Consider the following 26,650-nt stretch of genomic DNA (forward strand, 5'->3'; position numbering starts at 1 on the left):
GGCTTCCCAGGCGCAGAACCCCCACGCGGTACCTTGATCGAGGTAACTGAGACGGTCGGTAACCCCCGAGAGAAGAGAGTTCTGGCGAGATGCGAGTAGACGGACGGGAGATCCCGGTAACGGGAAGCCTCCTGCCACCACTGCACCGCCGTACGAGCGACATCATGCGGGTCGCGATCGCTGCCGTGCTGCTCGGCGGCGTCATCGCGGGCTCTCTGATCACCCGAAGTCAGTGGGACGCCCTCGAAACGTCGGTGTCCAACATCGTCGGAGTGCTGTCGCCGAGCCTGTCCGACACTGTGTACCTCCTCTACGGCATCGCAATCCTGGCGCTACCGTTTGCCATTCTGATCGGGCTCATCGTGGGGCGCCGATGGAAGTTGCTGGCCGGATACGCCGCTGCCGGCCTGTGCGCCGGACTCGCGCTGTCGTTCACCGGCACAGGACTCGCCGCACCCAAGTGGCACCTCGACGTCCCCGACCGACTCGACGCCACGTTCCTGTCCCAATTTCTCGACGATCCGCGGTGGATTGCGATGCTCGCGGCGGTGCTCACCGTCTCGGGTCCGTGGCTACCGAAAAAGTGGCGACGAGCCTGGTGGACGCTGCTTCTGCTGTTTGCGCCCATTCACCTGATCGTCAGCTCGATCGTTCCCGCCCGATCGATGCTGGGTCTCGCCGTCGGCTATCTGATCGGCGCGGTGATCGTTCTTGCCGTCGGCACACCTGCCCTCGAAGTGCCGTTGGACTCTGCAGTACGCGTGCTCGCGCGGCGTGGTTACCGCGTCACCGCTTTCCGCGTCGTGAGTCCCTCGGGAATCGGCCCGCTGGTCATGTCCGCCGACATCGACAAGGCTCCGGACGACGAACCGTTCGACGAACTGATTGTCGAGTTGTACGGACAGAACCAGCGAAGCAGCGGAGCAATTCGACAGACGTTCCGCTGGATCTCGTTCCGGAACCGTGAAACTCCTCCCCCTTACGGATCGCTTCGGCGCGCCGTCGAACATCGCGCGCTGATGGGTATCGCGTTCGCCGACATCGGTCTGGCCAGTTCCAAAGCCGTCGCCATCTCGGTGCTCGATCGCGGATGGGAGATGTACGCCCGCCCGAGCCCCCGCGGTATCCCACTTGCCGTCGCCGTCGAAAACCAGGCGGACGAGGAAGAATCCTCCAAACTGATCGACGCGTTGTGGCAAACACTGCACACCATTCACGTACATCAGATGGCGCACGGTGACCTGCGCGCTTCCGAGATTCGCGTCGAGGGCGGAACGATCCTCTTCGGCGGCTACGCGTACTCCGAATTCGGCGCCACCGAAGTTCAGATGCAGTCCGACAACGCCCAACTTCTTTTTGCCACCGCATCACTGTTCGGCGTCGACGCAGCGGTGGACGCCGCGATTCGTGCGCAAGGCGCAGACACGATTCTCGCTGCCTCCGGCCGATTGACCACCTCGGCGTTGCCCAACCGAATTCGGCGGACCGCCGAGGATTCCGCAAAATTGATGACCGAGATCCGAGACGAGGTCGGCGCGAAGAACGGGATCGAAAAGGTCGCTCCCGCACAGGTCACCCGATTCAGTCGCAATCAACTGATCCAGCTCGTTCTGCTCATCGGACTGGTCTACGTCGCCTATCCCTTCATCAGCCAGGTACCCGCATTCATCACGGAGTTGAAGACAGCCAACTGGTGGTGGGCACTGCTCGGCCTCGGCGTCTCCGCACTGACGTACGTCGGCGCGGCAGCGGCCCTGTGGGCCTGTGCGTCGTCGATGGTCAGTTACCGCAACCTCCTGATCATGCAGGTGGCCAACACCTTTGCCGCGACGACTACTCCGGCCGGAGTCGGCGGGCTCGCCCTGAGTGTGCGGTTCCTGCAGAAGGGCGGGCTCGGTACCGTCCGTGCAACGGCCGCAGTCGCGCTTCAACAGACGGTTCAGGTGGTCACCCACGTCGGCTTGCTGATCTTCTTCTCGATCGTCGCCGGACGCGATACGAACCTCTCGCACTTCATCCCGGGATCCACTGTTCTGTATCTGGCGGGTGGCGTCGCGCTCGGAGTTCTCGGTGCATTCATGTTCATTCCGAAACTTCGTGGGTGGCTGCGCGACGATCTGCGTCCTCAGATCACCGAGGTGTTGGGTGAACTGAGCCAACTTGCACGAAACCCGACCCGATTCCTCATCATCGTGGGCGGCAGCGCTGCAACAACTCTCGGTGCCGCCCTGGCTCTGTGGGCAAGCGTCGAGGCATTCGGCGGCGGAACCACGTTCATCACCGTCACCATCGTGACGATGATCGGTGGAACCCTCGCCTCGGCAGCTCCGACACCGGGTGGCGTCGGAGCCGTCGAGGCCGCCCTCATCGGTGGCCTGTCCGCGTTCGGATTGCCGGCAAGCATCGCAGTGCCGTCGGTTCTGCTCTACCGAGTCCTGACCTGCTGGCTCCCGGTGTTCTGCGGCTGGCCGACGCTGCGATGGCTGCAGAAGAACGACATGGTCTGAGCGTTCCCGCTACTGCCGGCGAACGATGTGGGCCTGCAACGCTTCACCGTCGTCGTCGACCCAGCCCTTGCTTTGGGCGTAGTCGACCATCGCCGCCACTCCGTCGACGTCAGTGGCGCTCTCGCGAACACGGGCTACCGAGATGAATGCACTACCACCGCTGACGTATCCGTAATTCCGAAGGCGCAAGAGCTCGTCCAGTTCGGAATCGGCGATGTCGCCGGTCACCTCGACGTGAAAGGCCTTCAGGTTGTCCACTTCGCGGACGCTGACGCGGCCGTTGTCCACCAGTACATACATGGCAATCCTTTCCTGGATCACTCACGACGGTGAGTGCGTACCGAATACACGCCGGTGATAGGTCAGTGGATTCGCCTCGCAGTGCCAGGCGTCGTCCACCGATCCTGTCACGATCTTGTGATCACCACCGTCCACGACGGCGTCCACGGTGCACACGATCCAGATGGGAGCGTCCGGCAGTCTCGGTGAGCACACGTGCGCCATGGCTTCTCGAAAACACAACGCCCTGTTGCCCTGTGGATCGTTCACGACGTTAGCCCTTGTCTGCCAACTCTTGTGCGTACTTCTTCGTCATGTGGTCGACGGCGTCGAGTTGCGCCTTCGCATGCCCCTCCCTGACGCCGCGCGCGTGAGCGCGGACAGCATAAGCACAACTTCAAAAAAACGGACAACTTCGCTGCCTACCAGCACTGTTGATGCCGATAACCGATACTGAGCTTTATGTCGGAACTCGGAAATGAACCAGACTCGAAGCAGAAGGCGGTGCTCGAGCGACACGCGTCATGGATCGAATTGTTCTTCGACCTGGTCGTAGTTGCCGGTATCGGTCAGCTGGCTCACCTGCTCCACGGTTCGCCGTCGTGGTCGGATGTCGCGCTCTACGCCTTGCTCTATCTCGCGTTCTGGACCGCGTGGGCGACGTTCACGATGTACGGCAACATTGCCGGTGACCGTGTCCGAATCCCGAGCATGCTGATCGCCATGTTCGGACTGGCCGTCATGATGGCGGCCGTGGCCGGCATCCACGACAACCATGCGCTGGCCTTCGCTGTCGCCTACGTGGCCGTACGCCTGCTGGCGAGTCGGGTGTGGCACAACGGCCAGATAGTAGTGGACTGGCCGATCGCCCAGATGTCTCTCGGTGTGATCCCGTGGATCGTCTCGTTCTGGTTCGAGGGCGAAACTCGGTTCTGGCTCTGGACCGCCGGTGTGACCATCGATCTGCTGATCATGTTCGTCGTCTCCGGCAGCGCGATCATGGAAGACGCGCAGGAAAAGCTCGACCGAATCATCAAGGTTCGCGGGTTCAAGGACGACCGGATGCCCGAACTCGAAGCCCTGCACTCCGATCGGGCTCATCTTGCCGAGCGACTGGGCCTGTACGTCATCATCGTGCTGGGTGAGGGTGTGATCCTCGTGATCTCTGCAGCCTCGAAGCTCACCTGGGACTCCACGGTGGTCAGCCTCGCCGTCGGATCGTTTGTCCTGCTCTCGGGCATGTGGGCACTCTCGCTTCTCTACGGCCACGCCGGTGTTCCGCACCTGCAGCCCGAGAAGTTTCCCGCTCGCATCGACATGGCACTGCACTGTTTCACCACCGGCGCTATCGCGGTTCTGGTCGCGGGCCTCGGAGCTGCCACCGAACACGGCGCGGAACACACACCCGCGAACCTGCGGTGGTTGTTGTGCGGAAGCATCGCAGTCTATTTCGGAATCAGCACCGTGGCGGGGCTGTTTGCGCGATCGGACCGACGGTGGCTGCTCGGCTGGGCGCTCCCCTGCACCGCCATCCCTATCGTCATGGGCATTGTCGGCACGCACATGAGCGCCACGTGGATCATCTGGGTGCTGGTGGCCACCGTGACCTGGCAGAACGGCTACGAGTACGCGCAGGTGCGGCGTTCGCGCCGCTCTGCTGTGCGCCTTTATTAACCCCCCGCGGTTAATAAAGGCGCACAGCAGGGACGGTTTTTACCCTCACCGCCGGGTCGAAGCGATAGGGCTGAGCCAACAGGATTCCAGCCAATCGCTTACGCAACCTCGACATCTCGGCCCGGACGGTCACCGTCTTGCGCGGATCGCCGAACAACTCTGAGGCGAGCTGCGAGGCCGTGAGACCCTCGGGCGCCTGTGTCAGAGCCAGGAGGATCTGCGAATGACGCGGGCTGAGGTCGATACTCCAACCTCCCAAGTCCGAGGAGTACCGCAGTTCCATCGCATTCGGATCTCGCAGGTCCAATTCGACTTCGGCACAAACATTTCCAGACGCCGGGTTCACCTGAGGACGGATGAGCCAGCCGCCCGGCAGTGGCTCGCACATACACAATCCGAGTGACGGGAGCCAATGCTCGCCGCTGGTCATCACTTTCGGCAGTGCGATGCGGTAGATCGGCGCCATCGAGTCCACCGCAGCAACCCAGCCACTACGGTCCACAACCATTGTCGGCTGACTCGCGCGAGCCAGCGTCGACGCCGAGATCATCCGAAGCCGATCCAATCCGATTCGATGCTTCTCCCGCAGTGCGGATTCCGCCAGCCTGGCCACGCTGTCCACCAAAGCGAGAGTCGACGGGTGGACAGTGCCTGCGGCGCCGGCGACGTTGACGACGGCGAGCGCCCGGCGACTACGCGGATCCCGAACCGTCGCCCCGGAGCAAGTCCACGGATGCTGCGAGCGCGAGTAGTGCTCGGCCGAGAACACCTGCACTGCCGAACCTGATGCCAACGAAGTACCGATCCCATTGGTACCGACAGCTTCCTCGGTCCACGACGCACCCTCGATCATCCCGAGGCGTTCGGCCCGATCCAGCATTCGACCGGGCCCGTGGCGCCAGAGGATGCGACCCTGTCGGTCCGCCACCACTATCAAATTCGCGTCGTCCGGGCCGACGAGCGGTGCCAGACCGCGTACCGCCTCGTCGAAGATCTCAGTCATTCCGGTCGCACCCCGACTCTCTTCGATCTCCGAGGCACGAGTGGTCTTCGTGATCGAACACCGCTCCGGATCGAGACCGAGGGCGCGCAGACGCGACCACGAATCGGCGATCACGGAGCGCGGGCGCGCGGGCGGTTTGCGCCCGGACATCGTTGCTTCGTACACGGATTCGAGAACACGTGCGTACTGCGCCGGGTCTTCACCACTACCCAGGGCCGGTTCGAGTCGATTCGTTGCGCCGATCACACTCCAGTCCTATGTGATGGGGTCATCGAAAGCGAGCGTTGCACCCGGTTGCAGAGTTGTCCGCGTGCGTGAACGTAGGACGGCGTTCACGCACGCGGACTGTGCTCATGCGTTGAGGGGTCTCCCCAGCGCCGAGAGCACAGACTCGTGCATTGCCTCCGAGAGCGTCGGATGAGCAAACACGACCTCGGCGAGATCATCGCCGGTGGCTTCGAGGGATCGGGCGATACCGAAACCCTGGATCTGCTCGGTCACATCCGGACCGACCATGTGCGCGCCGAGCAGTTCCCCGGTATCGGCGTCGAAGATCGTCTTGACGAAGCCTTCGGCCTCGCCGATCGCCAATGCCTTGCCGTTCGCCTGCAGGTCGAAGTGTCCGACCCGCAGCGTGCGACCAGTACCGGCGCACTGCTTCTCCGTCAGACCCAGACTCGCCACCTGCGGGCGGGCATACGTGCATCCCGGAACGTAGTCGCGATCGAGCGGATGAACATCGGGCACGCCTGCCAGCTTTTCGACGCACAGGACAGCTTCGTGACTTGCCTTGTGCGCCAGACATGGAGCGCCCGCGACGTCACCGATTGCGTAGATCCCGAAGGCACTGGTACGGCACCACTGGTCGGTGACGATCGCACCGCGCTCGATCTCGATGCCCAGAGCCTCCAACCCCAGATCCTCGACGTTGCCGGTTATCCCGGCCGCCACCAACACCCGGTCCACGGTCAACGCCTGGACACCGTCGCTCGTCTGCACGTTCACTTCGACGGCGTCGGCGCCGACGGTCACCGCCGACACCGAGGCTCCGGTGTGAATCGTGATGCCACGCTTCTCGAACTGCTTGCGAACGAACGCCGAAATCTCTTCGTCCTCGACCGGCATGATGTGTGGTGCCATCTCGACGATGGTCACCTCGGTGCCGAGATCGCGGTACAGGCTGGCGAATTCGACTCCGATCGCGCCGGACCCGATCACGAGCAGCGACTTCGGTAGTTCCTTCGGGACGAGTGCGTCGAAGTAGGTCCACACCCGATCACCGTCGGGGGCAACCCCGGGAATCGAACGCGGCCGGGCGCCGGTTGCAATGATCACGTGGTCGGCTCGATACGTCTGACCTTCCACGGACACGACGCCCTTGTCCACCAACTTCGCGGTGCCTGAGATGACGTCTACGCCGTTCTTCTTCATCAGGTAGGCAACACCGCCGGACAATTTCTCCGAAACCCCTCGGCTGAACGACACCAACTTCGAGATGTCGAACTGGACAGACGCCGAACTGAATCCGTATTTGTCGAGTTCACTCAAGGTATGCGCGACGTCCGCGCCGTGAAGCATCGCTTTGGTGGGGATACAACCCCAGTTGAGGCAGATCCCGCCGAGGCGATCACGTTCTACCAGCGCAACGTTCAACCCCAACTGGGCGGCCCGGATCGCCGCCACGTAACCACCGGGGCCACCACCGATGACAAGAACGTCGTACTTCTTCGACGTATTGCTTTCCACCACAGCCCCTTACACCAGCATCAGCGCGGGAGAAGCGACAAAGCGCTGGAGCTCCCGAAGGAAGGTCGCGCCCAAGGCTCCGTCGATCACCCGGTGATCGCACGAGAGGGTCACGGTCATCACGGTCCGGACGGAAACACTGTCGCCGACCACCACGGCCCGCTTCTCCCCCGCACCTACGGCGAGGATCGCTCCCTGGGGCGGGTTGATGATCGCGTCGAATGCCTTGATCCCGAACATGCCGAGGTTGGACACCGTGAACGTTCCGCCTTGGAATTCTTCGGGACGGAGTTTGCCGGTCTTCGCCTTGGTGGCCAACGAGAGCACCTCACCGGAGATGTCCGCCAACGACTTTGTGTTCGCGCCACGCACGATGGGCGTGATCAGCCCGGTCGGAAGTGCAACTGCCACCGAGACATCCGCCGACGCGAATCGAAGAACCGATTCGTTCGCGGCATCGAATTGGACGTTCACGTCCGGCACCTTCATCAGCGCAGCCGCGCAGGCCTTCACGATGAAGTCGTTGACCGACAGCTTGACAGCCGGGACAGTCGAATTGATCTCCTTGCGCAGAGCGAGGAGCGCATCGAGCTCGAGATCCGCCGTGAGCCGGAAATGGGGAGCCTGCTGCTTGGACGCCTGCAACCTGCCCGCGATTGCCGATCGCATGGGCGTGAACGGAATTGTGTCGTACTCGGGTTCGACGGCAATGGTTCCCGTCTGAGCCGCCGCTTCTGGCAGGAGCTGCGCGGAACGAGCGGCGTCGTGCACGTCGGCGACGCAGACGCGTCCCCGCGAGCCTGTCGGACGACAGTCGTGCAGGTTGACGCCCAGCGATCGGGCAGTTCTGCGTGCGACCGGGGTGGCAGGCACGGCACTGTCGTCGGCGGTTGATCGCAGCGGGAGGCCGGATCTCGTGGCCGGCGCTGCTGTCGCAACAGTGCCACCGGCGTCACGAATCGCGTCGTCGATGTCTCGGACACTGATCCGTCCGAGTGGGCCGGTACCCACTACGGCGGCGAGATCGATTCCGAGCGCTTCGGCACGTCGGAGTGCTCGAGGACTCGCAAACACGTCGCTCTGCGTCGTGCCCTGCAGAACACTCGGTACGACGGTGGAACCGGTTGGTGCAGGTTTCGCTGCAACAACCACCTTCGCAGCGGGTGTAGCCGTAGGTGTCGCGGGAGCCTCCGGTTCGGCAGCTGGTGACGGTGCCGGCTCTTCCGCCGGCGCGGTTGCGCCGCGAGCGGCGAGGAACTGCTCGATCTCCGCATCCGTCGTGGACGCATCGGCGGACACACCGATCACGGCACCGACGGGCAGAGTCTGCCCCGGTATGCCGACGATCTTGCGGAGAACACCGTCGAACGGCGCCTCCAGCTCGTTGGTGATCTTGCTGGTCTCGATCTCACAGATCAACTGGCCCTTGGTGAACGAGTCACCTTCCTCGATGAGCCACGCGTTGACCAACCCCTCCTCCATGGAGAGCCCCCATTTGGGGATGTCGATAGCTTTGATGTCAGCCATGATCAGGCTCTCACCAGCTTGCGAACCGACTCTTCGATGCGCGCCGCGTCAGGCAGCCAGGCAGTTTCGAGGGTCGGTGAGAACGGAACCGGAGTATGTGGCGGCGTGATCAGTTCGATCGGCGCTTTCAGGTAGTTGAATCCCTTGGTGGCGATCAGCGCGGCCACGTCGTGCCCGAAACCGCAGCGGGCGGCGGATTCGTCGACGATCACGACGCGTCCGGTCGATGCGACGGATTCGAGGATGCCGTCCTCGTCCAATGGTGAGACGGTACGAGGATCGACGACCTCGACCGAAATACCCTCGGCGGCCAGCTTGTCCGCTACGTCATTGGCGCGGTTCACCATTGCGGACAAAGCGATGATCGTGACGTCGTCGCCCTGCCTGGTGTAGTTGGCGACGCCGAACGGAATCGCGTACGGCTCGTCCGGCACCTCGCCCTTGAGGTCGTAGAGCACCTTGTGCTCGCAGAACACAACAGGATCGTCGTCCCGAATAGCCTGGATGAGAAGGCCTTTGGCGTCGTAGGCGTTGGACGGAGCGACCACTTTCAGGCCAGGCACCGCAGCAAACACGTTGTACGGAGACTGAGAGTGCTGCGCAGCGGCGGAGAAGCCGGCGCCGATCATTCCTCGCACCACCAGCGGAGTTCTGGCTTTGCCACCGAACATGTAGCGGAACTTGGCAGCCTGGTTGTAGAGCGCGTCGTAGGAGACTCCGAAGAAGTCCATGAACATCAGCTCGGCGACCGGCCTCAGCCCGGTCAGTGCGGCTCCGGCAGCCATTCCGATGATCGCGGATTCGGTGATCGGGGTATCGATTACACGCTCCGATCCGAACTCCGTCCACAATCCCTTGGTGACACCCAGGACACCGCCGAATGCCTCGATCTTCTTCGTCTCCAGATCGGGATTGGTACCGGCATGCCCACCGCGTACGTCCTCACCGATCAGGACGACGCTCGGATCTCGTTGCATTTCTTGAGCGATGGCCTCTTTGACGGCCTCGCGGTAGGTCTTCTTCGACACGTTTGTGGCTTCCACGCTTGTCATCTCGGGCTCCTCAGTACGACACGTAGACATCGGTCAGCAGATTTTCGACTGGTGGGTACGCTGCGGCGCGCGCCTTCGCTACCGCCTCGTCCACCAGCACTCGCGACTGCTCGTCCACCGCGTCCAGATCAGCGGTGCTGACCTTCTTCGCATCCACACTGCTACGGAAATTCTTGAGCGGATCCTTGGTTTCCCGTAGTTGCGCAACCTGTTCCGCCGTGCGATACAGCTGCGCGTCACCCTCGAAGTGGCCGTGCCAACGGAATGCGGCCGCCTCGATCGTGGTGGGGCCACCGCCGGTCCTGGCTCGCTCGGATGCTTCCGCCATTGCGTCGTAGACCGCGAAGAAGTCGGTGCCGTCCACCTTGACGGCAGGCATTCCGAAGGATGCAGCGCGGGCGGCGATGTCGGGTGCGCCCACCGCGTAGTCGGTTCCTGTTGCTTCACCGAATCCGTTGTTCTCGATCACGAAGACGATCGGAAGATCCAGCACCACAGCCATGTTCATCGCCTCGAAGACGGTTCCCTGGTTGGATCCACCGTCTCCCGTGAACGACGCTGCGATGACGCCGTTTCGAAGTGTCTTGCCACTCAGTGCAGCGCCGATCGCCAACGACGGTGCTCCGCCGACAATCGCATTGGCACCCAGCATTCCCACGGACAGGTCGGCGATGTGCATCGACCCACCCTTACCGCGGCACAAGCCGTCGTCCTTGCCGAAGATCTCGGCCATCATGCCGTTCAGATCGCAGCCCTTGGCGATGCAGTGCCCGTGACCGCGGTGAGTGGATCCGATGTAGTCGGCGTCGCTCAGGTTCTCGCACACTCCCACCGCGATGGCTTCCTGGCCCGAGTAGAGGTGAATGAAGCCGGGGATGTCACCGGTTGCATTCTCTTCGTGCAATCGATCCTCGAACGCGCGGATGCGCGACATCTTCTCGTACGCCTTCAGCAATGCATCCCGGTCCAGCCCTGAATGAGGCTTGGCCCCGGTCTTTTTCGATCCTGACGTTGCCGGCTTCTGCGCCGTCCGTTGAACCACCGTCACACTCCTCGTTCTCGATCACTCGTCGCCATGCAGTGTCGTGTAGGTCACGGGCGAAGAGAAAGAGTTGCGTGAGGTTGCCGGGAGTTGCGAAGGGTTGCAGCTGTTGACTTTCGAGCGTTGACTCAGGCGCCGCTGAGGCTGCCGCGTCTGATCTTGGACAGCGCGCGGTGTTGTACGAGTTCGACGGCGCTCGTTGTTGTTCTCAGTGACAGCGCCGTCTCGCGCACGTCAAAACCGACAACGATGCGAGCTACCAAGACATTGCGTTCGACGGCCGACAGATCGCCGAACGGCAGAGTGAGTCGACTGGATGCGGGTAGCGAATCGATTTCGCGACTGATCGCGTCGTACAGATGCGCGAGGAACGCTTCTCCGGCGCGTCGTCGTCGCTGGATATCGGCCAGGACGGAACCGCAAATGCCGACGGCAATACGGTCAGCGTCGACCGGTCGCAATTCGGCACGACAGCGCCGCGTCACCAGAGGCACGATGCGTTGAAGGAGTTCCGCAATCGCGTCACGATCCCCTCGGGACGCATCGTCGGCAACACCGTCGATCGAACGTCCACCTGCCCTGCTTGTCATTCCGATCTCCCCCTGGTTCCACCCTTGGTCGAATTCCCGACTACTGCTCAGGTTTCGAGCTCGCTAGGGGCGTATCGGCTCGGGGCAGATCCCGGTTTGTTCCCCGATGATGTTGATCTCGGCGTTGGAACGAGGGTCAGCGCCGTAGTTGATCTGGTCAGTGCACTTCTCGGGGGGTTCGACGGCACCGGATGGGAGCGGGGCCGGGCATGAACCCATCTGCTCTCCGATGCTGTTGATCTCTGCATTCGAACGAGGATCGCCCGCATAGTTGATCTGATCGGTGCACTTGGTCGACCCGGTAGCCGGACCAGGGGCCGCAGGGGCAACTGTGCTGGCGGAGACCGGCGTCCAGGCCGGTGCTGCTCCACCCGCCGGGACTCCCGGGGTGGATTCGTCCGCGCTGCCGGCCGAATTCGAATTTTCGACTGTCTCCGACGTAGGTGCCACCGTGGTCAGCGGGGGTGTGGTCGCGGACGCCGCGACCACTGACGTAGCCGTCGAACCGTTTTCAGGTGCAGTGGTGTCTTCACTCGAACACGCGGTCATGGCGCACGCGCTTCCGATCGTCAGTACGGCAAGCAACACTCGCAGGCGCCGAGACTTGTTGGTCAGCAAAACATCAGGCATGTGGTCTCACGCTCCTCGATACAGAAATTCGGGTCCGTTCACCTCAAATGGCGAACATCGACGTGACTCACTCTAAAAGCCTGATTCCATCGGTTTCGTAACAGAATTCCGGCGGTCGCGTACCAACTCTCAACGGTCCCGACATTCATACGATTACGTAACGGTGGGTGGCGAAACGCCGATATCGAGATCACGTGTGATCCTATGAAAAGTGCGCATGCCGATGAGACAGTTCGCACCGGCCGGGGAGGGGAAAGTGTTGTATCGGAATGAGATCTGCGAGGGCCGAACAGGCCGCACTCGCAGGCTGTTCGGTACGGCACTCGCGACAGCGGCCGTCGGAGCGTCCGTGATCACCGGATGCGGGTCCACTCAGGGTGTTGTGATCGAAGGCGATGTCGCTTCCACCGGATTGTCCGTCACACAGCCCGCCGACCTGGCCAGACGGGTTGCCGAGAATTCGAGGTTGGGCCGTGCGCTTCTCGACGACCCAGGGGTGTCGGAGGGCGTGAAGACAGAACTCCGATCGTGCCCGGACTGGTATCCGATCTCTGTCGGATCCATCCTTCTCGATCCAGGCGCACCTCGTATCGTGCCGGAGACCGAACTGGTCGTCATGAATGTGTATCCGTGCCAACCGGCCCACCAACCCGGGACCGGAGTATCGATTTCGGTCAACCTCGCCGGCTACGTCTACCGCAGCGGCAAGGCCGGTTCGAGTGAAGACAATCCCGAACTGGGTGAGCGCCTGTTCTCCGTCGAAGAGCGCGGAAAATTCATCGTCAGCGGTCAGCGCGCCGCGAGTTTGTCTGTCCTGGAAACGGATCCGCGGCCACCGGAGTTCGAATGTTGCCCGCGTCCGCCGCTGCGAACCGAGTTCCACTGGGATGGAACGGAGTTCATCCGTGATTGATCGCCGTCGCCGCGCGATGCTCGCCGGTCTTTGCCTGCCGGTCGCGTTTGCTCTCGCCTCCTGTTCCACCGAGCCTGAATCAGAACCCACTCCGAATATCGCAGCATCACTCGACCCCTCGGATCTCTCACAGGGCTTGAGCATCGATCCTGTTGCCCTCCTCAGAGCAGACCCGGAAGTGTCCGATGCGGTCAAGGACAGTCTCCGACTGTGCGGGGATGCGAACTTCCCCTTCGAAATCCGGTACTCCCACGTGACGGACGCCGTTTGGCAAGATGCCGTCGTCAATGTCTTCACCTGCGAGTCTGTCGGCATCTGGGGACGACCGGCCCCACCGGTCAGCTTCATGGTCGCCGGATTCGTCTACCAGATCGACGAATCGGGCGCTCACAAAGTCTTCGGAGTGCAAGACCCAGGACGCTACGTCGTCGGCTCAACCGGAGGATTGTCGGTCATGGTCGACCTGTGCAAAGACCCCGGCATTCCGGAGTTCTGTCAATCGTCGACTGCATACAAGTGGACCGGTGAAGGGTTTGAGAGTGTTCCGTTCCCATGAAAGCGAAGGCCGATGACCGATCCGTTGATTTTGCTGGTCGAAGACGACGCTGTCATCCGCGAAGCAACGCAATTGAATCTCGAACGCAACGGGTTTCGGGTGATCACCGCATCGGGTGGGTTGACCGGAATGGATTTGGCGGTCGACGCCAAGCCGGATATCGCCGTCCTCGACGTGATGCTTCCCGACCTGAACGGAATCAGCCTGTGCCGACGCATTCGTGAGGAACTGTCGGTGCCGGTCATCATGCTGTCCGCGCGCGACGACCCGGTCGACATCGTTCTCGGATTGGAAGCCGGTGCCGACGACTACGTCACCAAGCCCTTCGACAGCGGTGTCCTGGTGGCCCGTATCCGAAGTGTGCTCCGGCGGGTCGAATCCCATTCCGGTACGGAGAAAGACATCGTGACTCTCGGCGATCTGGAGATCGATCGCGAGTTGGTGACCGTCACGCGTTCGGGCGCCGAAGTGGCACTCACCCCCACTGAAATGAAGCTGCTCCTGATCATGGTGAGTGTGCCGCGCAAAGTCTGGTCTCGCTCCGAACTGCTCTCAGACGTCTGGGATTACGACTGGGGCGGCGATACGCGCATCGTCGACGTTCACATTCAGCGATTGCGCACGAAGATCGGCTCCGAACAGATCCGAACCGTCCGGGGGTTCGGCTACACGATGGACAACCATCGGTGAGATCGCGGGATCTCGCCGCCAAGCTCCCGTCCACCGGGAGGCGGTTGTCGTTTCAGTGGAAGATCGCGGCGGCCATCACGTTCGTGATTGCCGTCGCCTCGATCACGCTCAGTACCGTGATGCATCAAACCTTTTCACACAACCAAGAGGATGCAGCGCGGGCGGCAGCTGATCGCAATCTCCAACTGGTGCTGCAGGACGAAACGGGCAGCATGCGTGCGCTGTTCCGCGCCACCACAGATGGTCTCGACGTTCCGGAAGAGTTGCGTCAGGCCGTGGCGGGCGGCAAACGTGCCACCTACCTTGTCAACAGCGGGGACCAGCCATTTGTCTGGGCTGCTGCCGACGTCAACACTCAGGTGGTGGCGATTCGCGTCCCGTACACCGCGCAGCGGGAATCGATCGCCAGCGTCGATCGGACACTTCGCAACGCCACCATCGCAGTGATCGCAGCGGGTGCCGTCCTGGGTGTGCTGCTTGGACTCGCGATGTCGTATCGATTGCGCTCGGCCGCCCGTGCGGCTCGCAAAGTGTCCACCGGAGCGAACATCCGCGTCCGCTCGGTCACCTGGTCGCTTTTCGACGACGAGATCACCGAGCTGGCGGATGCGGTCGACGCAATGTCGGATGCGCTGCGGGGACAATTGGACGCCGAGAAGCGCGTGACAGCCAACATCGCGCATGATCTCAGAACACCCATCTCCGGACTGGTCGGCGCCGCAGAGCTTCTGCCGCCAGGTAGGCCTACCGAATTGGTGCGCGACGGCGTCCATAAACTCAGAAGGCTTGCCGAGGACGTCATCGAAGTGGCCCGCCTCGACACCACGTCCGAGCAGGCTGACATCCAATCGGTGGAACTGGCACCGGTGGTTCACCACGCGATTTCCACCACCGGGGTGGAGTGCGAAGTGAGAGTTCACGGGACCCCTGTGTCGCACACCGACGCACGTCGGCTCGAGCGGATCATCGCCAACCTGATCTTGAATGCTCGAAATCACGGAAAGCCGCCGATCAATGTCGACGTCGACCACTCCCGCATCACGGTGCGGGATCGGGGCAGCGGCTTCACTGAAGAGTGGCTTCGTCAGGGGCCGAAGAGATTTCAGACCGATTGCGTCGAACGCGGCCCGAACTCGGGCCTGGGCCTCGGCTTGACGATCGTAGTCGGGCAAGCGGCGGTCATCGGCGCTCGTATCAACTTCTCGAACCATCCGAACGGCGGCGCTGTGGTGACGATCGACCTCCCCGAATGCCCGCCAGACGAGTTCGCTTGACACCGAGCCAGTTCGGCCGATCGGCCGGGACGCAGTGCCCCGGCCGATCAGTGGTGTCTCAGGTTCAAACCTGTCCGACAGCGACTCCGGTGCGAACGTCCGGTGCACCAAGGCGCGCCGCATCAGCGGTCAGGTCATCGGGCTGCTCCTGCGATTCCCGCTCGGCTGCAACACGCAACCGGTAGTGTTCGATCTCCTCGGCAATGTGCTCGGGAGTCCAACCCAGCACCGGCGCAACCAGTTCGGCTACTTCCGCGGCTGCCGCGTCGCCGCGGTCGGTCACCTCGATGGAGATGCGGGTACGACGGGTGAGGATGTCGTCGAGATGCTGCGCACCCTCGTGACTCGCGGCGTAGTGAATCTCCGCCTTGAGGTACTCAGGGGCGGAGTCCAACGGCTGCCCCAGTTCAGGCCTCGCCTCGATGAGTTCGAACAACTCGTCAGCCAAAGTGCCGTACCGCCCGAGTAGGTGCTCGATGGTCGAAACGTGGAGCCCGGTGCGCTCAGCGGTGAGATGCCGATTGTTGTGTGCGGCAAAATAACCGTCGGCACCCACCAGCTGGATACGCTCGGTGCAGGACTTCGGCACCTTCTGTTCGAGTCCGTGTACCGCGGAATCGACTGCGTCCTTGGCCATCACGCGGTAGGTCGTGTACTTGCCACCGGCGACCACCGTCAACCCTCGAACCGGACTCGACACCGCGTGCTCACGCGAGAGAGTGCTGGTCGAGTCCGATTCGCCGAACAACAACGGACGCAGTCCCGCGTACACACCGACAACGTCCTCGTGCGTCAACTCGTCCTGGAGCAGCTTGTTGACATGTCCGAGGATGTAGTCGATATCGCTTCGGCTCGCTGCCGGATGCGCGAGGTCGAGGTTCCAGTCGGTGTCCGTCGTACCGATGATCCAGTGGCTTCCCCACGGGATCACGAACAGCAGACTCTTCTCGGTCCGCGTGATGATTCCCGTAGAGGAGTTGATGCGGTTTCGCGGGACGACCAGGTGCACACCTTTCGAAGCGCGAACCTGGAATTGCCCTCGCCCACCGACCATTTCCTGGATCTCGTCGGTCCAGACCCCGGCGGCGTTGATGACCTGACGAGCACGGATCTCGAACGCGCGACCCGTTTCCAGATCCACTGCCTTCACTCCGACAACGCGGTCCTCCTCACGGAGAAAACCGATTACGCGGGTGCTGTTCACGCACAGTGCGCCGTATTCGGCTGCTGTGCGCGCCAGCATCATCGTGTGGCGGGCGTCATCTACCTGGCCCTCGTAGAACTTGACCGAACCCCTGATAGCAGAGCGCTTTCCGGAAGGGAACGACTCGAGAGTCTTCTTCTTTCCCACATGCTTGTGGTGTGAGGGAACCCCGCGGCCTGCGCCCATCACGTCGTAGACGCCGATGCCCAGACCGACGTACGGCCGGTCGATCAACTTCTCGAGCGGGTAGATGAACGGCACCGGTTTCGCGAGATGCGGGCACAGCGAGTTCAGAACGAGCGACCGCTCACGCAGTGCCTCGAACACGAGCGCAAAATTGAACTGCTCCAGGTAACGCAGTCCGCCGTGGAACAACTTGCTGGACCTGCTCGAGGTTCCGGACGCGAAGTCACGAGCCTCCACCAAGCCCACCTTCAGACCACGAGTTGCGGCATCGAGCGCGCTACCCGCGCCGACCACGCCACCGCCGATGACCAGGACGTCGAGTTCGGTTTCTTCCAACTTCTTCAGCGACTCCGCCCGCGAGGACGGACTCAATGCTTGTGCTGTGCTCATGAAAAGGGTTCCTTCACTTGAAAATAGGTAGAAATTCGGGCGCCGCTATCAGTCTGCGTCGACCCAGTCGAGTGTCCGAGTGACGGCTTTCTGCCAGCCTGCGTACAGCCGCTCACGCTCGGCCGAATCCATCGACGGCGTCCAGCTCTTGTCCTTCGCCCAGTTGCTGCGAATGTCGTCCTCGCTCTCCCAGTACCCGACCGCGAGACCAGCGGCGTACGCAGCGCCCAATGCCGTGGTCTCCGCAACGACAGGGCGGATCACCTCGACGTCGAGCAGATCGGCCTGGAATTGCATGAGGAGTTCGTTCGCGACCATTCCGCCGTCGACCTTGAGTACCTTCAAGTCGACGCCCGAGTCGAGGTTCATCGCCTCGATCACCTCACGGCTCTGGTACGCAGTCGCTTCGAGTACCGCCCGGGCAAGGTGCCCCTTGTTCACGAACCGGGTCAGACCGACGATGGCACCGCGGGCATCCGCGCGCCAGTGCGGTGCGAACAGACCCGAGAACGCAGGCACGAAGTACGCGCCACCGTTGTCGTCCACAGAGCGCGCATTGACCTCGATGTCGGCCGCGTTGTCGATCATGCCGAGGTTGTCCCGAAGCCACTGGACCAGCGAACCGGTCACGGCGATCGATCCTTCCAGCGCGTAAACCGTTGGCTGCTCACCGATCTTGTAGCAGACCGTAGTCAACAAACCGTTCTTGCTCATCACCTTTTCGGTGCCGGTGTTGAGGAGCACGAAGTTGCCGGTTCCGTAGGTGTTCTTCGCTTCTCCGGGTGAGAGGCAGGCCTGACCGAAAGTCGCTGCTTGCTGATCGCCGAGGATTCCGGCGATCGGCACGCCGGACAACGTTCCGCGTTCGCGCACGAATCCGAAAGTTTCGGACGAGCTGCGAATCTCGGGGAGCATCGATTCGGGGATGCCCATGTCGGCGCAGATCGCCGAATCCCAAGCGAGAGTGTCGAGATCCATCAACAGGGTGCGCGACGCATTGGTGGGGTCGGTTGCGTGCACTCCGCCGTCGACGCCGCCGGTCATGTTCCACAGCACCCAGGTGTCCATCGTGCCGAAGCACAACTCTCCTGCTTCGGCCTTCTCACGCGCCCCCTCGACGTTGTCGAGAATCCACTTGACCTTGGGACCCGAGAAGTACGTGGCCAAAGGCAATCCGGTGACTTCGGTGTACTTCTTCGGCCCGTCCTCGCCGGCGAGTGCAGTACAGATTCGATCGGTGCGTGTGTCCTGCCAGACGATTGCGTTGTAGACGGGTTTTCCGGTGGCGCGTTCCCACACCACCGCTGTCTCACGCTGATTGGTGATGCCGACGGACGCGATATCGGCCGCGGTCAGGTCTGCGTTTGCCAAAGCGCCCGCGGTGACGTTGCGGACGTTGTCCCAAATTTCGATCGGATCGTGTTCGACCCAGCCTGCCTGCGGAAAGATCTGTGTGTGCTCGTGCTGTTCGACAGCGACTACGTGCCCACTGTGATCGAAGATCATGCAACGTGTGGAGGTGGTTCCCTGGTCTATCGCGGCTACGAACTGCGTCATCGTGCTACCCCTTTGGTATCGAAAGAAAGTACGAGAGATTGACTGTCAGAGATAATGTTTCGCGGTCACGCCGGTATCGACGCCAGCTCTTCGGTCGCTTCCTCCGCCGACTCGTCGTCAGGCAGGAATCTTCCAACCAGCTTGTCGTAGAGGAACACTCCGATCGGAGCGCCGATCAGGGGTCCCACGATGGGCACCCAGAAATACAAGCTCCCGTACTGATCTCGCCAGGCGCTGCCGTAGCCGGTGATGAAGGACGCCAGTCGTGGCCCGAAGTCGCGCGCCGGGTTGATGGCGTACCCCGCGTTGGTCGCCCAGGCGAATCCGATTCCCACCACGATCAATCCGACGACAAACGGCGCGAGATTCGCGAGCGGCGGAGTTCCACGAGAATCGGTGACTGCAACGATGAGGAACAACAGGATGGCGGTGCCGATGATCTGATCGATCAGAGCCGAGCCGAGACTGACCGGAAGCGTTCCGTTTCCGGGCATCGTCGAGAAGATCGTCTGGGTGGCGGTTGTGTGTCCGGGATCGATCGCATTGAGCATGTCGTTGTAATTCCACCGGACTATCAACGCGGCGACAAAGGCTCCAGCGGTCTGCGCCAGGGTGTACGGCAGCACCTTGCGCCAGGAGAATCCCCGGAAGATCGCGAAGGCGAAGGTCACTGCGGGGTTCAGATGAGCACCCGTCACCCGGCCTGCGACATAGATGCCGAACATGACGCCGAGTCCCCAGGCCCACGCAATACTGTCGTGTCCGCCGAGACCCCCACCGCTCCCGCCGGACACAACCTGCGCCACAACTCCGACGCCGAACAAGATCAAGATCATCGTTCCGGCGAACTCGGCTGCCAACTCGCCTGGAAGCCCCAATCGCTTGGCTTTCTCCATCCCCACCCTCAGTTCGTTGTGATGCATGTCATAGTTTGGATTGCTGCACCCGTAGCGTAAAGCCCATTGCACATTCACGCATAGCTCGTGCACATATGTGCAAATGCGTCATTTGCGCACCGTAACGCGGGTAACAGACACACTTCTGGGACTTTGCGTGATCGAGCGGCTCAACCTGGTTCTACTCGGATAAGATTCGGTTCAGTGCTCTTGCACGTACGTGCAGACAGGACGAACCCATGGAAACTCCCACTTCCGACTCCGCTACCTCCGATCCGGCGGACCCTCGCATCGCCGACGCCGTTCAGGCCGCACGCCTCTATTACTTCCAGGACCAGACCATGGCTGCCATCGGCCGCGACATGGGGGTGTCCCGATCCACCGTCTCCCGATTGATCACCTACGCGCGCACCTCAGGCCTCGTCGAGATCAAGATCAGCACCCCGCACGGCCAGGCTCCTCGCATCGAACGCGAGTTCTCGGAACGGTACGGAGTGCGTGCCCACGTGGTGACGGTGCCGGAACTGGTGGGCGATCTCGAGCGACTCGAGAAGGTCGCAACCTTTGCCGGACGCCTGCTCGCGTCGTTCTTCGACAGCGATATGGTGATGGGGATCGCCTGGGGAACCACTCTCAGTGAAGTCAGCAAGCACCTTGCCCCCAAACGCACGTACAACTCGTACGTCGTGCAACTCAACGGCGCAGCGAACACTCGCACCACCGGAATCTCGTACGCCAGCGACATCATCCGAACCATCGCCGACGCCTACGGCGCTCTCCCCCAAGGATTTCCGGTCCCCGCATTCTTCGACTACCCGGAGACCCGGGAGCAGTTGTGGCGCGAACGAAGTATCAAACGCGTACTGGACATGCAAAAGCGAATGGACCTGGCAGTCTTCAGCATCGGCGTACCGGGCGGCAACGTCCCGAGTCACGTCTACACCGCCGGATACCTCGAACCCGATGAAGCAGAAGCACTTCGACGCGACGGAGTAGTCGGCGACATCGCAACCGTGTTCTTCCGGTCAGACGGGAGCTACCGCGGAATCGAACTCAACGAGCGCGCGAGCGGCCCACGACTGGACCTTTTCGAGAAGGTCGCCAGGCGCGTGTGCATCGTCGCCGGAACAGCAAAACTGCCCGCGCTGGAGGGCGCACTACGGGGCGGGCTGATCACCGACCTGATCATCGACGACGTCAGTGCCACCGCGCTGGTGTCCTGACCGCTGCACCAGCTTCTCGATTCCGTCGAGCAGTAAGCCAAGCGAGAAACTGAAATCGAAGGCATCGTCGCCGGCGGCCTCACCCTCCGGGCTGCCGTCCTCGAAGCCACCCTCCTCGATTGCGGCACTCAGGTGGGGGAATTCCTCCCGATTGATGACACGGGCAATGAGAGCACCGTATGCGACGTCGTCATCTGCCGACTGCGCTGAACGAGTAGCCAGGTCAGCCGAGAATCGGGCGCGGCCGATGACGAACAACGACACGTTGGTCACCACCTGAAACTTCGACGCGGCACTCAGGTCGACACCGTCGAGGGCGCTCAGACCCGCGTCGAGCCACGCCATGTTGTTGGGCCCGGTCGGTGGAGCCGTGATGGGCAGCTTGAGCCACCACGGTCGACTCAGCATCGTGGCGTACTCCTGATTCGCCCACGCCTCGAGCTTGACGCGCCAGGTCACGCCGTCGGGAATCACCGGCGGTGGCCCGATCACCCGATCCGAAATCAGTTCGATCAGTTCGTCTTTGCTTGCCACGTAGCGGTAGAGCGACATGGTCGTGAACCCGAGCGCTTTGGCCACGCGGCCCATCGACAGAGCCGTGACACCTTCCGCGTCGGCCAACTCGATCGCGGTGTCGAGAATTTGCTCGAGACTGAGCCCCTTCCTGGGACCCCGCGTTCCCGGCTGGTCCAGTCCCCAGGCCAGTTCAACTGCTCTCGGTAGCGCTCCGCGATCCATAAGCTCCCACTCTTCACTCTTGCCATCATCCTAGAACTGTGTACGCTATAAACACGAGTTTATGACATACACAGTTCTTACTTGGAGGTCTCGATGTCAGGAACGATCCCCGCAATCTCGGTCCGCGGACTCCGTAAGCGCTACGGCGATCAACAGGTACTGGGTGGACTCGACCTGTCGGTCCCGGCCGGATCGGTGTACGCACTCCTCGGCGCGAACGGCGCCGGAAAGACCACGGCCGTAAGAATTCTCACCACCCTCATCCCCTTCGACGGAGGCGAGGTCACGGTCGCGGGGCATTCACTGCCCGGAGATCCACAGAACGTTCGGCGGCGCATCAGCGTGACCGGGCAGTACGCGGCCGTCGACACCTTGCTGACCGGATTCGAGAACCTGATCCTACTGGGCGAACTGAATCACCTGGGCCGGAAGAACTCCCGTCGCCGTGCCGAGGAATTGCTCGACCAGTTCGATTTGACGGACTTCGGCGACAAACGCGCCGGCGACTACTCGGGCGGCATGCTCAGACGACTCGACATCGCAATGAGCCTCGTCGCCCGACCGGACGTCGTCTTTCTCGACGAACCCACCACCGGCCTGGACCCGCGGAGCCGCCACGAAATGTGGTCGATCGTTCGAGGACTTACAGCGTCAGGCGTCACCATCTTCCTCACCACCCAATACCTCGACGAGGCAGACGAATTGGCCGATACAGTCGGCGTGCTGAGCGGCGGTCGCCTCGTCGCCGAGGGAACACCGGACGAACTCAAACGCCTTGTTCCCGGCGGCCATGTCGCTCTGCAATTCGAGAACCTGGCTCAACTCGAACTCGCCGCGGCATCACTGCCGCAGGCGCATTCGAATGCCGAGACCTTGACTCTGCACATCCCTTCCGACGGGGCGGTTCCTTCGATCAAAGCCATCCTCGACTCGATCGACGATCCGTCGATCACCGTCGAGAAGTTCTCCGTTCACACTCCGGATCTGGACGACGTGTTCTTCGCGCTCACCGGATCAGGTCAACCCGAGATTGCGAGCGTTCGATGACCTCCACCATTGCAATCGATTCCGCGGTGATGCTCCGCCGGAATCTCAAACACGTTCTGCGCAGTCCGGATTCGATGATCACCGCGATAGCCCTTCCGGTCATGCTCATGCTGCTGTTCGTCTACGTCTTCGGCGGCGCCATCAACACCGGTAGCGAGTACATCGACTACGTCGTACCAGGAATCATCCTTCTGTGCGCCGGTTTCGGTGCCTCGACCACCGCGGTCAGCGTCTCGAGCGACATGAAGGACGGGGTCATCGACCGTTTCCGGACCCTGGCGATCTCTCCGTCGTCGGTCCTGACCGGTCATGTACTGGCCAGCGTCGTCCGCAACGTCCTTACTACGGCGATCGTGGTCGTCGTTGCGCTGATCATGGGGTTTCGCCCGACCAGCGATCCGTTGCGCTGGCTCGGCGTCGCCGCTGTGATCGTCGCCTTCGTCTTTGCCATGTCGTACCTCTCGACAGCTTTGGGGCTCTTGGCCAAGAACCCGGAGGCTGCAAGCGGATTCACCTTCGCCATCATGTTCCTGCCCTACGTCAGCACTGCTTTCGTACCGGCTGAGACAATGCCGTCATGGCTGCAGGGATTTGCCCGGCACCAACCGGTAACCCCGATCATCGAGACGGTGCGCGGACTCCTGATGGGCACGCCGATCGGGAACAGCGCGGCCATCGCCCTCGCGTGGTGCCTGGGCATCGCCGCCGCGGGATTCGTGTGGTCGAACTGGCTCTACCGACGAAAGACCGCGAGCTGACCACACAAGAAAGCCCCACACCTGACGGTGCGGGGCTGCTTGTGCTGTGCGCCTTTATTAACCGCGGGGGGTTAATAAAGGCGCACAGTGAATTACTTGGCTTCCAGCAGATCGATCACGAAGACCAAGGTCTTGCCGGAAAGCTGGTGCCCTGCACCGGCGGGGCCGTATGCCAGCTCCGGCGGAATGGTGAGCTGGCGACGTCCGCCGACCTTCATGCCCGGGATGCCGTCCTGCCAACCCTTGATCAGGCCACGAAGCGGGAACTGAATGGACTCGCCACGGCTCCAGGAAGAGTCGAACTCTTCACCGGACTCGAACTCGACACCGACGTAGTGAACGTCGACGGTGCCACCGGGAACGGCTTCGGCGCCTTCTCCGACAACCAGATCCTTGATGACCAGATCGGTCGGCGCGGGGCCTTCCTGGAACTCGATTACGGGCTTGCTACTCATGGGTCCTCCTCGTTGAGGCGAATATAGGGGCAGAAAGCTAGCGGGTTGTAATATCGCTAGGTCCGCGTCAGCGGGACGTGATGTCGCTAGGTCACGCGTCAGCGGGACGTGATGTCTCTGTAGTCACGCTCGGTGTAGCCGGTGTAGATCTGGCGCGGGCGGCCGATCTTCGTAGCCGGATCCTCGTGCATTTCACGCCAGTGCGCAATCCAGCCGGGCAGACGGCCCATGGCGAACAGCACCGTGAACATGCGCGGCGGGAAGCTCATCGCGCGGTAGATGAGGCCGGTGTAGAAGTCGACGTTCGGGTAGAGCTTGCGCTCGATGAAGTAGTCGTCCGTGAGGGCGGCCTCTTCGAGTTGCATTGCGATGTTGAGCAGTTCGTCGTCGCCGCCGAGCTTGGCGAGGATGGTGTGCGCGGTTTCGCGGACCAGCGCAGCGCGCGGATCGTAGTTGCGGTAGACGCGGTGCCCGAAGCCCATGAGCTTCACGCCGTCTTCCTTGTTCTTGACCTTGCGGACGAACTCGGCTGCGGTGCTGCCGCTGGCCTTGATCTCGTCGAGCATCTCGAGCACTGCCTGGTTCGCGCCGCCGTGCAGCGGGCCCCACAGTGCGTTGATGCCGGCAGAGACGGAGGTGAACAGGTTGGCGTCCGACGAGCCGACCATGCGCACGGTCGACGTGGAGCAGTTCTGCTCGTGGTCTGCGTGCAGGATCAGCAGCATGTCGAGCGCCTTGGCGACCTCGGGATCACCCTGGTACGGCTCGGCCGGGAAGCCGAACGTCATACGCATGAAGTTCTCGACCAGGTTCAACGAGTTGTCCGGGTACAGGAACGGCTGTCCGACGGACTTCTTGTACGCGTACGCAGCGATGGTCGGCAGCTTCGCAAGAAGACGGATGGTGGACAGTTCCACCTGCTCCGGATCCTCGGGATCGAGCGAATCCTGGTAGTACGCCGACAGTGCGTTCACTGCGGAAGAGAGAACCGGCATCGGGTGAGCGTTGCGCGGGAATCCGTCGAAGAACCGCTTGAGGTCCTCGTGGAGCAGGGTGTGTCGACGAATGCGGTCCGTGAAGGACTCGAGCTGGGCGTCGGTCGGCAGTTCGCCGTAGATCAGCAGGTAGCTGACCTCGATGAACGTCGACTTACCTGCCAACTGCTCGATGGGATATCCGCGGTAACGCAGGATTCCCTTCTCACCGTCGATGTAGGTGATTGCAGAACTGGTGGATGCAGTGTTCACAAAACCGGGGTCAAGGGTGGTGTACCCCGTTGTGGCCAGCAGCTTTCCCAGCTCGATGCCGTCATTGCCCTCTGTTGCCCTGGCAATGGACATCGTGTACTCACCACCGGGGTAAGTAAGCGTGGGCTTTGTGTCATTGTCAGCGGGCACGAAGGATCCCTCTCAAGCTCGAACCAACGAGTAACTACATGCGATCAACTAGAAACTAGTCGCACGGGAGAGATCGTGCCGAAGGAGGGTCGCTCCACGGCTATTTTTCGGGTACTCACGAACCCGACATACCCACCGAAACTGAAACACGTTCCAGGCTGGGTTTTCCCACTCGCGTGACCGGTACTCCAGTCTACGGAATCGCGCATTTACCCACACTGATCTGCAAATCTCGGCAGCAATCCGAGAATGGGACCAATGTCGGACCGTCCGGAGCACTGACACGAGGTACCGAAAACCGATTGTTATCGGCCGATGCCTACTCGGCGTTACACGATCCCACGGTATGAGAGCCGGATCACAGAGCCTTGATGCCCCAGCTACCCGTCCACGTCTGCCCCGGGTGAAGCACCAGGAGGTCGATGCCCGAATTGAAGGCGTCAGGCGGGCAGGTCATCGGTTCCAAAGCCAATGCGCGGCCGCGATCGGGATACCCCTTGTCGTTGGCGGGATCTGCGATGAAGGCCTGAATCCACGGGAACTCGCGGTTGGTCCACAGGGCAGTGCCCGTTCCATCCGGAGCCAGCAGCTCGTGTTGCGTCCGACCACTGCCGTCGACGACGTCCAATGCGCTGTACGGCGTGTCCAACTGAACCCCGTCGAGCAGTCTCGGTGTCCGGAAGTCGTAATCCGTACCGGCGACTGCCTGCGAATACGCGTTCGGCAGCATCCTCGCCGGATCGATCGGCAACCGCGTGCCTGCGGCCAGATGCAGCGCACATTCGTCGAGCGGAAAGTCGCCGGCGCGAATGAAAGTGTGCATTCCGAGCCCGAACGGAGACGAGGTCGCACCCTTGTTCGTGGCCGTATGCGTGACGGTCAACCCGTCGGCACCGACCTCATAGGCGATCGTCAGCTGCAACGGATACGGCCAACCCTTGTGCAGTCCGACGTCCACCGACAGTTCGACGCGCTCGTAGGTGTGGTCCACGAGGCTCCAATTGCGACGACGGACGAACCCGTGGCTCGCGTTCCCCAGCGCAGGTTCGGTGATCTCGAGTTGATGCTCGATGCCGTCGAACATGAAGTGCCCGTCGCGAATTCGGTTGGGCCACGGCGCGAGAACCAATCCGGCCGACAGCGGTGGCTTCGATCCGAGCGCCCAGGTCTCGGTCAGCGCGCGCTGACCGTTCGGACCTTCGTGGTCGAGAAGCCGCAACCCGGCACCGGCCGCGGCGATCTCGGCTCGATAGCCGCCACCACGGATCTCGAACCCTCCCCTACCCGTGCTGTGCGGCGCAGTCATACGTACCAGT

25 protein-coding genes are annotated in these 26,650 nt (G+C 62.1%); 9 read left to right on the top strand and 16 right to left on the bottom strand.

Features of this window, described 5'->3' with window-relative positions; all coding sequences use genetic code 11:
* Nucleotides 1-89: 89 nt before the first annotated feature.
* Nucleotides 90-2,507 (top strand): lysylphosphatidylglycerol synthase transmembrane domain-containing protein, encoded by a 2,418-nt coding sequence (locus H7C86_RS02140; protein ID WP_019744892.1) that lies wholly within the window; start codon nucleotides 90-92, stop codon nucleotides 2,505-2,507.
* Nucleotides 2,508-2,516: 9 nt separating this feature from the next.
* On the opposite strand, the gene H7C86_RS02145 is transcribed toward H7C86_RS02140, so the two are convergent.
* Together H7C86_RS02145 and H7C86_RS02150 are read right to left on the bottom strand one after the other, a co-directional pair.
* Nucleotides 2,517-2,807, bottom strand: coding sequence for a hypothetical protein (locus H7C86_RS02145; RefSeq protein WP_031333759.1), 291 nt, complete (start codon nucleotides 2,805-2,807; stop codon nucleotides 2,517-2,519).
* Between the two features lie 21 nt (nucleotides 2,808-2,828).
* Nucleotides 2,829-3,056, bottom strand: coding sequence for a flavin reductase family protein (locus H7C86_RS02150; protein ID WP_223257974.1), 228 nt, complete (start codon nucleotides 3,054-3,056; stop codon nucleotides 2,829-2,831).
* A gap of 192 nt (nucleotides 3,057-3,248) precedes the next feature.
* Between H7C86_RS02150 and H7C86_RS02155 the strand changes: the two genes are divergently transcribed.
* Nucleotides 3,249-4,460: a low temperature requirement protein A gene (locus H7C86_RS02155; protein WP_019744895.1), complete on the top strand. Its 1,212-nt coding sequence runs from the start codon at nucleotides 3,249-3,251 to the stop codon at nucleotides 4,458-4,460.
* A 10-nt stretch (nucleotides 4,461-4,470) separates the two neighbouring features.
* Here H7C86_RS02155 and H7C86_RS02160 read toward each other — a convergent pair whose 3' ends face one another.
* The 7 genes from H7C86_RS02160 to H7C86_RS02190 form a co-directional block, all read right to left on the bottom strand.
* Nucleotides 4,471-5,709, bottom strand: coding sequence for a helix-turn-helix domain-containing protein (locus tag H7C86_RS02160; protein WP_182261016.1), 1,239 nt, complete (start codon nucleotides 5,707-5,709; stop codon nucleotides 4,471-4,473).
* 105 nt (nucleotides 5,710-5,814) lie between these two features.
* Entirely contained in the window at nucleotides 5,815-7,212 is a 1,398-nt protein-coding gene (gene lpdA / locus H7C86_RS02165; RefSeq protein ID WP_182261017.1) for a dihydrolipoyl dehydrogenase, read from the bottom strand.
* 6 nt (nucleotides 7,213-7,218) lie between these two features.
* Nucleotides 7,219-8,736 carry a 2-oxo acid dehydrogenase subunit E2 gene (locus H7C86_RS02170; protein WP_070385567.1) on the bottom strand — a complete coding sequence of 506 codons (1,518 nt, stop codon included), beginning with the start codon at nucleotides 8,734-8,736 and terminating at the stop codon, nucleotides 7,219-7,221.
* Between the two features lie 2 nt (nucleotides 8,737-8,738).
* On the bottom strand, nucleotides 8,739-9,788 hold the full coding sequence (locus H7C86_RS02175; protein WP_019744899.1) for an alpha-ketoacid dehydrogenase subunit beta: 1,050 nt from the start codon (nucleotides 9,786-9,788) through the stop codon (nucleotides 8,739-8,741).
* Nucleotides 9,789-9,798: 10 nt separating this feature from the next.
* Entirely contained in the window at nucleotides 9,799-10,722 is a 924-nt protein-coding gene (locus tag H7C86_RS02180; RefSeq protein WP_044479496.1) for a thiamine pyrophosphate-dependent dehydrogenase E1 component subunit alpha, read from the bottom strand.
* 236 nt (nucleotides 10,723-10,958) lie between these two features.
* Entirely contained in the window at nucleotides 10,959-11,420 is a 462-nt protein-coding gene (locus H7C86_RS02185) for an RNA polymerase sigma factor SigD (protein WP_020970474.1), read from the bottom strand.
* 63 nt (nucleotides 11,421-11,483) lie between these two features.
* A complete protein-coding gene (locus tag H7C86_RS02190) occupies nucleotides 11,484-12,050 on the bottom strand; it encodes a hypothetical protein (RefSeq protein ID WP_141488535.1) in 567 nt (188 codons plus the stop codon).
* A gap of 256 nt (nucleotides 12,051-12,306) precedes the next feature.
* Between H7C86_RS02190 and H7C86_RS02195 the strand changes: the two genes are divergently transcribed.
* Genes H7C86_RS02195 through H7C86_RS02210 form a run of 4 tightly spaced genes read left to right on the top strand, consistent with a single transcriptional unit; the run spans nucleotide 12,307 to nucleotide 15,483 of the window.
* Nucleotides 12,307-12,963 carry a hypothetical protein gene (locus tag H7C86_RS02195; protein ID WP_020970476.1) on the top strand — a complete coding sequence of 219 codons (657 nt, stop codon included), beginning with the start codon at nucleotides 12,307-12,309 and terminating at the stop codon, nucleotides 12,961-12,963.
* Nucleotides 12,956-13,519 carry a hypothetical protein gene (locus H7C86_RS02200; protein WP_020970477.1) on the top strand — a complete coding sequence of 188 codons (564 nt, stop codon included), beginning with the start codon at nucleotides 12,956-12,958 and terminating at the stop codon, nucleotides 13,517-13,519. Before H7C86_RS02195 ends, H7C86_RS02200 begins: the two co-directional genes overlap by 8 nt.
* A gap of 12 nt (nucleotides 13,520-13,531) precedes the next feature.
* The gene (locus H7C86_RS02205; protein ID WP_020908777.1) at nucleotides 13,532-14,209 is read left to right on the top strand and encodes a response regulator transcription factor; all 678 of its coding nucleotides are present in this window, start codon (nucleotides 13,532-13,534) and stop codon (nucleotides 14,207-14,209) included.
* Complete coding sequence (locus tag H7C86_RS02210) at nucleotides 14,206-15,483, top strand: HAMP domain-containing sensor histidine kinase (protein ID WP_019744906.1); 1,278 nt, start codon at nucleotides 14,206-14,208, stop codon at nucleotides 15,481-15,483. Before H7C86_RS02205 ends, H7C86_RS02210 begins: the two co-directional genes overlap by 4 nt.
* A gap of 64 nt (nucleotides 15,484-15,547) precedes the next feature.
* On the opposite strand, the gene H7C86_RS02215 is transcribed toward H7C86_RS02210, so the two are convergent.
* The 3 genes from H7C86_RS02215 to H7C86_RS02225 form a co-directional block, all read right to left on the bottom strand.
* On the bottom strand, nucleotides 15,548-17,263 hold the full coding sequence (locus H7C86_RS02215; RefSeq protein WP_092763041.1) for a glycerol-3-phosphate dehydrogenase/oxidase: 1,716 nt from the start codon (nucleotides 17,261-17,263) through the stop codon (nucleotides 15,548-15,550).
* 48 nt (nucleotides 17,264-17,311) lie between these two features.
* Nucleotides 17,312-18,820 carry a glycerol kinase GlpK gene (gene glpK, locus H7C86_RS02220; protein ID WP_020908780.1) on the bottom strand — a complete coding sequence of 503 codons (1,509 nt, stop codon included), beginning with the start codon at nucleotides 18,818-18,820 and terminating at the stop codon, nucleotides 17,312-17,314.
* Nucleotides 18,821-18,885: 65 nt separating this feature from the next.
* Complete coding sequence (locus H7C86_RS02225; RefSeq protein ID WP_020908781.1) at nucleotides 18,886-19,716, bottom strand: MIP/aquaporin family protein; 831 nt, start codon at nucleotides 19,714-19,716, stop codon at nucleotides 18,886-18,888.
* Between the two features lie 239 nt (nucleotides 19,717-19,955).
* Here H7C86_RS02225 and H7C86_RS02230 point away from each other — a divergent pair, with 239 nt between their 5' ends.
* On the top strand, nucleotides 19,956-20,939 hold the full coding sequence (locus H7C86_RS02230; protein WP_007733475.1) for a sugar-binding transcriptional regulator: 984 nt from the start codon (nucleotides 19,956-19,958) through the stop codon (nucleotides 20,937-20,939).
* On the opposite strand, the gene H7C86_RS02235 is transcribed toward H7C86_RS02230, so the two are convergent.
* Nucleotides 20,874-21,677: a TetR/AcrR family transcriptional regulator gene (locus H7C86_RS02235; protein ID WP_182261018.1), complete on the bottom strand. Its 804-nt coding sequence runs from the start codon at nucleotides 21,675-21,677 to the stop codon at nucleotides 20,874-20,876. The two genes, H7C86_RS02230 and H7C86_RS02235, sit on opposite strands and share 66 nt — an antisense overlap.
* A gap of 93 nt (nucleotides 21,678-21,770) precedes the next feature.
* Between H7C86_RS02235 and H7C86_RS02240 the strand changes: the two genes are divergently transcribed.
* Together H7C86_RS02240 and H7C86_RS02245 are read left to right on the top strand one after the other, a co-directional pair.
* Nucleotides 21,771-22,724: an ATP-binding cassette domain-containing protein gene (locus H7C86_RS02240; RefSeq protein ID WP_020970481.1), complete on the top strand. Its 954-nt coding sequence runs from the start codon at nucleotides 21,771-21,773 to the stop codon at nucleotides 22,722-22,724.
* Nucleotides 22,721-23,482 carry an ABC transporter permease gene (locus H7C86_RS02245; RefSeq protein ID WP_133727946.1) on the top strand — a complete coding sequence of 254 codons (762 nt, stop codon included), beginning with the start codon at nucleotides 22,721-22,723 and terminating at the stop codon, nucleotides 23,480-23,482. The genes H7C86_RS02240 and H7C86_RS02245 overlap by 4 nt, the downstream gene beginning before the upstream one ends.
* Nucleotides 23,483-23,574: 92 nt before the next feature.
* On the opposite strand, the gene H7C86_RS02250 is transcribed toward H7C86_RS02245, so the two are convergent.
* From H7C86_RS02250 to H7C86_RS02260, 3 genes are all read right to left on the bottom strand, one after another.
* Complete coding sequence (locus H7C86_RS02250) at nucleotides 23,575-23,937, bottom strand: FKBP-type peptidyl-prolyl cis-trans isomerase (RefSeq protein WP_019744913.1); 363 nt, start codon at nucleotides 23,935-23,937, stop codon at nucleotides 23,575-23,577.
* A gap of 98 nt (nucleotides 23,938-24,035) precedes the next feature.
* Nucleotides 24,036-25,334: a citrate synthase gene (locus H7C86_RS02255; RefSeq protein WP_182261019.1), complete on the bottom strand. Its 1,299-nt coding sequence runs from the start codon at nucleotides 25,332-25,334 to the stop codon at nucleotides 24,036-24,038.
* A gap of 358 nt (nucleotides 25,335-25,692) precedes the next feature.
* Complete coding sequence (locus H7C86_RS02260) at nucleotides 25,693-26,640, bottom strand: aldose 1-epimerase family protein (protein ID WP_020908787.1); 948 nt, start codon at nucleotides 26,638-26,640, stop codon at nucleotides 25,693-25,695.
* Between the last annotated feature and the right edge of the window lie 10 nt (nucleotides 26,641-26,650).

Origin of the sequence: Rhodococcus sp. UFZ-B548 (genome assembly GCF_903819475.1) — a bacterium.
GTDB lineage: Bacteria > Actinomycetota > Actinomycetes > Mycobacteriales > Mycobacteriaceae > Rhodococcus_F > Rhodococcus_F erythropolis.